Source organism: Anabaena sp. UHCC 0253 (genome assembly GCF_009712085.1).
Classification (GTDB): Bacteria; Cyanobacteriota; Cyanobacteriia; order Cyanobacteriales; family Nostocaceae; genus Dolichospermum.
Genome location: NZ_VILD01000007.1, coordinates 69122 through 77000 on the forward strand (window position 1 = coordinate 69122; position 7879 = coordinate 77000).

Here is a 7879-nt window from a genome sequence, read left to right on the forward strand (position 1 = left end):
CCTGCGGCCATTTCATATAAGGTGCGGGAGATTTCCATTTGTACACTTTGGGGTAAATGGTGCAAGATGTTACCACCCACAACATCAACTCCTTCCCAACCAAAAATGCGTCTGGCTGTGGGATTGACTAATATTACTTGCATATTATTATCAATCAAGACTGCACCATCAGCAATAGTGGAAACTAAGGTTTCTAATTTAGCTTTTTCGGCGGTTAATTCTTCAATATTTTGTTCTTCATAACGTTCTAGACGTTCTGCCATTTCATTAAAGCTGAGAATTAGTTCTCCGAGTTCACCACCTAGAGGTATATCTATTCGTTGCTTAAAATTACCGGCGGCAATTTGTTTGACACCTACTAACAATTCTTTAATGGGTTTAGTAATAGTTAAAGCATTAATTACTCCGGCTAAAATCACCATAACCCAAATTGTGATAAAGACAGCGATCGTCACATCACGGGTGAAATTAGTAGATATGACTGCGGTTTGGTTGGGATTAATACCAACCGCTAAAACACCTAAATATTTTTTATTGACTATTAAGGGAACAAATACATCGGTAACTGCCCCATCTGGGGTCATGTGTTGCCTAACCATTGGCTGATCTTCATTACCAGGGTAATCTTCTGGTAGTTGGATGCGGCGCTTAATAGTGAGGGAGTTTTCCACCTCTGCTTCCCAAAAAGGGATACCAAAAAAGATTTGCCCAGTTTCATCAGCGTAAAGTATGTAACGCACACTAGATGTGCTGCTGTAAAAGCGTTGGGAAAATTGAGCAACTTCAGTCAGATTGTGATCGGCAATCAAGGGGGCTACATTAGCAGCTAGTAGCAATCCTAAGTCACGACCAAAGCGAGTGTCATTGAGACGGGCATCTTGCTGAATGGTATTGATAGCCCAGAAAGTCAGACCACTCATCACCAAGGAAACCATCAAGGTAGCGACGGCTAGGAGTTTGGTTTGTAGGGTGAACTCGGACCACCAATTGGCGATCGCTTTTGACGCACCAGCAGCGAATTCATCTCGGAAATTTGCAAAAAGAGCCAGCATCTTAAAATACAGTTGTTAGTAGTTCGTTTTTTTCTATCCCAAAAACAGTTAATTTCCCAAAAGTGCAAGGATTGGGGACTGGGGACAGGGAATAGGTGACAGAATATAGTTTTTCCTTTACCTCTTCTCTCCTAATTTAACTATGTTTTTGGAGTAATCGTGAAAACTCGGTTGAAATAAAGGTCATGGAATGGGGCTATGACAATGTAAAATACGTAATAATCAGAAATACTGAATTACAAATATATTATTACTTTTGTAATGTAAACAAGGTTCTAACTGCGTAAATTTTCCCCAAAACACTGATAACTTAATTAAGTTTTTCTGATTCTATCTATGACTTATCCTGAAACACCACGCAAGTTACCCACCCAAGCCATCGGGGCAAAAATCTTCCACTATTGTAATCTCATCAGCTTATTTATTATGCTCACCAGTGGATTGCAAATTTATAATGCTAATCCTGTTTTTGGTGGACGTGATGGGCTACATATTTTTCCCCTCTTTACTTTAGGTGGTTGGTTGGCTGGAGGGAGGCATTGGCATTTTGCGGCCATGTGGCTATTTTCTATAAATCTCTTCTGTTATGGAATTTATATTTTTGTAACCCGACGCTGGAAAAATAGATTTGTGGGGACAAATGACATCAAGGCATTACAAAAAACTCAAAACAACCAACGTTTAAACTATGCTTGGCATCGAATTATCTATACAGCAATTATTCCTATTTTATTACTAGCAATATTTACAGGCATAGGAATGTATAAACCTGCTCAATTTCCCTGGATAGTTGATATTTTTGGCAGTTGGCAAGCATTAAGAATTGTTCACTTTGCTTCTGTACCTATGGTGGTAATATTTGTTTTGATTCACTGGAAGTTAGGACAGAAAGTAGGAGGAGATGCACTTACAGAATCTATGTTTTGGTAAATGATATCTCAGTAAATAGGAGTGATCAAGTATTTTTGTATTGGAAATTTAGGAGTTACAATGGATAATCATGAATTCACACGCAGAAAATTTTTACAACTTTCTGGTTTATCGAGTCTGAGTTTTTTGCTTGGTGGTTGTGGTACACCGGCATTGGAAGATTTGGTAGGGACACTTTCTGAACCGCTAAATCAGAAATTCCAAGAATTAATATTTCAACCCCAAAAACTAGTTCCAGAATTTTTACCTAGTCAAATTGAACCAGATAATTTAATAGTTAATAGCTTTCGATCTACGCCGATTATTGATATAGAAAAATATCGTTTAATTGTTGATGGTGAGGTAAATAATCCCCTTAGTTTGAGTATGGCAGATATTCAAGCTTTACCTCTCACTTCTATGATTATTCGTCATGTTTGTGTAGAAGGATGGGCAGCTATTGTTCAATGGCATGGCATTCGTCTCCGGGAAATTATCGCCCTTGCTCAACCTCACAATCAGGTTAAATATGCTTCTTTTCAATCAGCAGATGGTTATTATGAAAGTTGGGATATAGCTTCAGCCCTACACCCTCAAACTTTATTAGCCTATCAGAAAAATGGTGAACCTTTGCCTATAGAAAATGGTGCGCCTTTACGTTTAGCGTCACCCATTAAACTTGGTTATAAACAAAGTAAATGGGTGATCCAAATTACTCTAACTAGCCAGTTATCCATTTTTAAAGGTTATTGGGAAGATCAGGGTTATGAATGGTTTGCAGGATTGTAAGTCTTAGGGGCGAAGCATTCGGAAAATAGTCTTGAACAAAAATTGATAATTAATCGCCCGAATGCTTCGCCCCTACAAGAGTCAGGAGAAGGAAGAAGAAGGCGATATATAATGTTTATTTTTTCACTAAAATGTAAGCATTTGTGTATTCAGGTAATTTCCGAATATACCGATTAAAATCTCTTTCACTAGCAAAAGTTCCTGCTAAATAATCAAGTTGATAAAGATTGGGTAAAAATGCTCCACCTGTATCGGCAATTACGCCCATTTTTAAACGTTTTTGTTTACCTTGATTATCTTCAATGACAATTATTCTACCTAAACCAACATTGAGAACATCTCCAGCAAAAGTTACTCCTGGTTTAATAGATATTTTTGCATCTATTTTATATCCATAGCCTTTAATTGCATCAACCTTTTTAAAATACCAGTAACGTTTTTGTGCAGTTGCTTTTAATCCCCGAACATAAGATATACCATTATTTCTATCTACATTCAAAAACTCTTGAGTTCCATCAGTAAAATTAACTAATACTGTTCCCTGCATGAGTGCAGCTTCTAAACCATTGCGAGTTACATAAGCAATAGGTTTAACTTTACCAAACTCTTTACCTCCAGGTTCATAAATACCTGATAGAACATCTTGTTTAGTATATTGGGTGTAAAATTTGTCCTGGCTCAATTCTTCATTGAGAGCATAGATTGGTATATTATATTTAGCGGTTTTTTGTCGAGAACCAGAATGAATGAAAGCCGCATATTTTGTAATTCGTACTTGTTTTTGTTTAGTATTTTCTGGGTTATGAGCAGTCCATTTAATAACGCGGAAATTGGCATTAATAAAATTGGGATCTTGTAACCGAGTTGTCCGATTATTAGCAATGTCTTCTCCTAAAACAGTGATCATAAAATCTAATGTTTTCAGAATATCTTTAACAGTGATTCCTTGAGTTACTAATATTCCTGTCCGTTGGAGATTCGGATCTTCTGTAGAATATTGTTGGAAATAGTTTTTCGTATTTGTGAGTACAGTTAATAAATCAGCTTGATTGAAATTTATTGGACTCTTCGGTAATTTACTTGAAGTTAATACTTGATTAGACTTGATACTATATTGATATTTTTGCCACTCATTAATGACTGAATAAAATATTGATTTTTCATTATTTTTAGTATTGATATTAGCTAGTTCTTGTGTAAATTTATGATCAGACTCTGCAACTGGAGAATTTACTATTGGGGATGTAATAGGTTTTTGAATTTGGGATAATGATAAATTATCTATAATCTGGTGTTGTTGAATTGGCTGTTTATGAAAAAAACTAATCACTAATAAGAGCGTGATAAATACTGTAGTTTGGAATTTTTTGTTGGATAGGATACGCATTGTTTATCAAAAGCGACAGAGATTATCCCCTATTCTAGCATTCTCAGAATTTGTGACAATGGGAAATATGCTCAATTTAGATGATGATAATAAATCATTATTCAGGGATCTTTAATTAGTAGGGGATTAAAATCCATGGCTAATTAATTCTGACTCCTGACTGCTTTTTTAAAGTATTAATCATCCATTTGTTTCAAAGTAGCTAATGCAGAAGGTGACAAGCGACTAAGATAACGGAATATCCAGTATTTAAATATGGTGTCTAAAATTACAGGAAATGTAGCGATAAAGATAAATATGTAATTTCTACTAGCTGGTAAACCTAAGTGGGTTGCGAATCCTTCGAGAATAATTTCCCACCCGTGTGGTGAGTGAAAACCCACAAATATATCTGTAAATAAGATAATCAAAAAAGCTTTAGCACTATCACTTAAGCCATAAACAATTTTATCAATAAAGTTCTGAACGGCAATAATATCTTTTTTACTAAAGAAAATTACTAAGGCAAAACTAATTGATGATATGATATCAGCAAATATATTACTAATAGCATTAGTGCTTTTTTTGGTAAATTCTGATGCCAGTGACAGAGCTTTATTTTTAATCTCCAATTCTATATATTCTGGAGAAATTTGTGGTGCTGAAGTTAAAAGACTTTTAAATTTTAGTTTTGCTGCAAAGATTTTCAAGTCATGAATTGCTTTTTCTTCCATTTCATTATTCAGAAAAACTTGAGTCGTATTTTCACTTCTAATTCCTTCTAGTATGGGGATGATGAGTATACGTTTAGATAATTGGTGAGTCAAAAGGGGAATAATAATCAGCATTAATAAAAATTTGACGGCGATACTTGTTTCTTGTCGAGAGATTTTATTTTTTTTGATAAATTCTTCGTCTGCATTCCAAGATATATCGCCTAAAATTTTATTGAGTGTTCTACCAATTGATTTAGGAAATATTCCAGTTTTTAAGAATGTAAATAGTTGTGGTTTTTTCTTCACAGTAATAATTAAAAAGGTTTATATTCAACTGTGAAATAAATACCATTTTCTTGTAATGTATTTCCAGTTGTATTTAGATTAACTAAAGGTATACCCCAATCAATTCTAGCGTTAAAGTTGTTACCAACTAAGAAGCGTAAACCTAAACCTACAGATGATAAGGTTTTTTTGAGAATTTCAACTTCAGAATTAGAGTGATTCCAAATTGTACCAAAATCGAAAAAGGGAGATAATTGAACTGTAGTTTGCCACTGAGGAATTTTCAGGATTGGTGTACGTAGCTCTGCGGATGCAAATAGGCCATTATCTGCCAATAGTTGATCCTGCCGATAACCTCTGACGCTTTGTTGTCCACCAATACTTAATTGTTCGAGGGGGACTAGAGGACGATCAGCTAATTGTAAATCAGAACGCAATAATAGGGTTGTATCTGGTGTTAATAAACGTAAATATTGAGTTTGTCCACGCCATGTTATAAATTGACTATCAGGTGCTTGATCATTAATAGTGGAATTGAAAGCATTAATTCCTAGACTAAATTGGGAACGGAGAGCAAATACTTGTTGACTGTTTCTTTGAGTATATTCTTGAAAAAATCGGAGAGCAGAAATTTTAGTTTCACCTTGCTCATTTGCACCGATAGATAAAGGAAAAGGAATATTTAAAAGCGAGGTTTGAGATTCTTGTCGAGATGCTGTTAAACCTATGCTAATTTCTTCATTGGGTGTTTGCTTGAGGGGTTGACGATAGGTGAGTTGATAGTTGCGAGATTCTGATTGAATATCTAATGTATTAAAAGGCTGTTCGATGATATTACTATTAGTCTGACTATAGCTTAAACTAATAGTTCCATTGGCGGGATTGATAGGGAATGAATAACTAAGATCATCGAGGGAGTTACTACCATCGGTATTAACATAGCCGATATGGAAGCGATCGCCAAATCCTAAAAGATTATTATGATTAACTTGCAACTGACGACGGATAGTACCAACACTAGGCGATCGCTGATTATCAATACTTAGCTGAGTAGAAAACGCTTTAGCCTCTCGGACTTTAATTTCTAATGTACTTATTCCCGGACGAGAACCTGCTGCTAATTCTGCTGATAAATTAGCAATTAAAGGATCAAGTTGTAGCATTTGTAAAGACTGGAGCAACCGATTTTGATTTAAAGGAGCTTTGGTTGCTAATCCTAATCTACTGCGAAGATAACCAGCTTTTAATCTTTGTAAACCTGTAATATTAATTGATTCAACTTCACCTTCAATCACTTCAATTTTTACTACCCCATCTTTTAATTCCTGGGGAGGTATAAATGCTCCAGATGTAATATATCCAGATTGTACATATAGTTGGCCAATAGCTTCCTGAGCTTTGAGCAATTCAGCAAAGGAAATAGGTTTTTTAGTAAAAGGTTCTAATACTTTTGCTAATTCTGTTTGACTGAAAACAGTGCTACCAATAACTTCAAATTGTGTAACTGTTATTGTTCCAGGAATTTCCTCTAATGATGGTTGAGGAATTGATGGAATTTGCCCTGGTGTTGGCAATAATTCTTCTAGAGGTGGTAAGGGCTGGATTTCTGGTAAAGGTTGAGGAGTTGGTAATACTGTCGGTTCTGTGGGTGTAATTATTTGGGCATAGGTTGGTAATAACAGATTAGGAATAAAAATTATCAAATCTATAGAAAAAAATAAGGCATTAAATATTCTGTAATTTAACTTTTTCATTCTTTTTGAATTTAGTTGATTTTTCATTTTTGTCAAACACCTTTATTTTTTTTAATAGACGGAAACACATCAAAAAATACAGGAGAAAGAATCCAAAATAATTCGGAATACTTACTCAATTACCAATCTATAGAATTACTAGTACCACATAACACCGGGAAGTGCTGTATATTCTTCTTTGTGAAAATACATACTAATCAAACTGTAAAAGAATGATTAAGATAGTTCAGTAATTTTACATACAGATACTAGCACTATTGCAGTTAATTATCAAGACAAACTTATTGATAATTAACTGCAAAATCCTAATTTTCTATATATACAGCAAATTTTAGGTTTATGAGGAGGGTGTACTTCATGTACTAAGGATATGTCATGTGTACGTAAGCATACGTTAAAACCATGACTCAGCAATATATTTATATAATTAGGACTTAAGTAGGTAGATGCTAATCAACCCAACTATGTAACGAACTGTAAATTACCCAAAACTCTTGGGATTGCTGCGTTCCACTCCGTTCCACTCGCAATGACATAGTTATAAGTTTTCCCACCTACCTACTTACGCAAGATTGAACTCAAAACCTGATTCTTGCGTAGGGGTAATTCATGAATTACCCCTACTTCCGTTCTGTTTTGCGTAAGTCCTAATAATGTCAAATTAAATTTTTTCAATTTGGTGAAAATATGGATCACAAAACTGATTATCCCTATCTTGTAGTAGAAACTTGACAACCTGGTTTATTTAACACAGAACTTTGCAGTATTGCGTTGGGTGCTTCTGCTGTCAAAATTACTTTACCATCATCTGATATAGTCCATCCTTGTGCTTGCTGAATTACCCGATTTGTGATATTAACAGACTGATTATTAAGAACAACTGGTGTTATATCTTGTTTATTTTTTTCATTATCACTAGATACATCTACCAAATCTACTAAAGGAGTTGTATCAGTCAATAAATTATGAGGATTAGATGGTAATCCACCTCGTCCGACAATGCTAAAG

Annotated in this window: 6 protein-coding genes and 1 pseudogene; 2 read left to right on the plus strand and 5 right to left on the minus strand. The window is 34.8% G+C overall.

The features are described 5' to 3' along the window. Nucleotides 1-1052 (minus strand): HAMP domain-containing protein (locus tag FJR38_RS18705; RefSeq protein WP_168538969.1); only part of this gene is annotated, 1052 nt, incomplete at its 3' end. Between the two features lie 336 nt (nt 1053-1388). Here FJR38_RS18705 and FJR38_RS18710 point away from each other — a divergent pair. Together FJR38_RS18710 and FJR38_RS18715 are read left to right on the plus strand one after the other, a co-directional pair. Next, nucleotides 1389-1982, plus strand: a complete 594-nt coding sequence (locus FJR38_RS18710) for a cytochrome b/b6 domain-containing protein (RefSeq protein WP_168491032.1) — start codon at nt 1389-1391, stop codon at nt 1980-1982. Nucleotides 1983-2042: 60 nt separating this feature from the next. Beyond that, nucleotides 2043-2750, plus strand: a complete 708-nt coding sequence (locus FJR38_RS18715; RefSeq protein WP_168538714.1) for a molybdopterin-dependent oxidoreductase — start codon at nt 2043-2045, stop codon at nt 2748-2750. Between the two features lie 115 nt (nt 2751-2865). Here FJR38_RS18715 and FJR38_RS18720 read toward each other — a convergent pair whose 3' ends face one another. The 4 genes and pseudogenes from FJR38_RS18720 to FJR38_RS18735 form a co-directional block, all read right to left on the minus strand. Then, a complete protein-coding gene (locus FJR38_RS18720; RefSeq protein ID WP_168538716.1) occupies nt 2866-4137 on the minus strand; it encodes a hypothetical protein in 1272 nt (423 codons plus the stop codon). A gap of 176 nt (nt 4138-4313) precedes the next feature. Further along, the gene (locus FJR38_RS18725) at nt 4314-5138 is read right to left on the minus strand and encodes a CemA family protein (RefSeq protein ID WP_371418243.1); all 825 of its coding nucleotides are present in this window, start codon (nt 5136-5138) and stop codon (nt 4314-4316) included. Nucleotides 5139-5146: 8 nt separating this feature from the next. Next, nucleotides 5147-6871: a ShlB/FhaC/HecB family hemolysin secretion/activation protein gene (locus FJR38_RS18730; RefSeq protein WP_168538718.1), complete on the minus strand. Its 1725-nt coding sequence runs from the start codon at nt 6869-6871 to the stop codon at nt 5147-5149. Between the two features lie 710 nt (nt 6872-7581). After that, a pseudogene (locus FJR38_RS18735) lies at nt 7582-7879 on the minus strand (hypothetical protein); the annotation flags it as partial.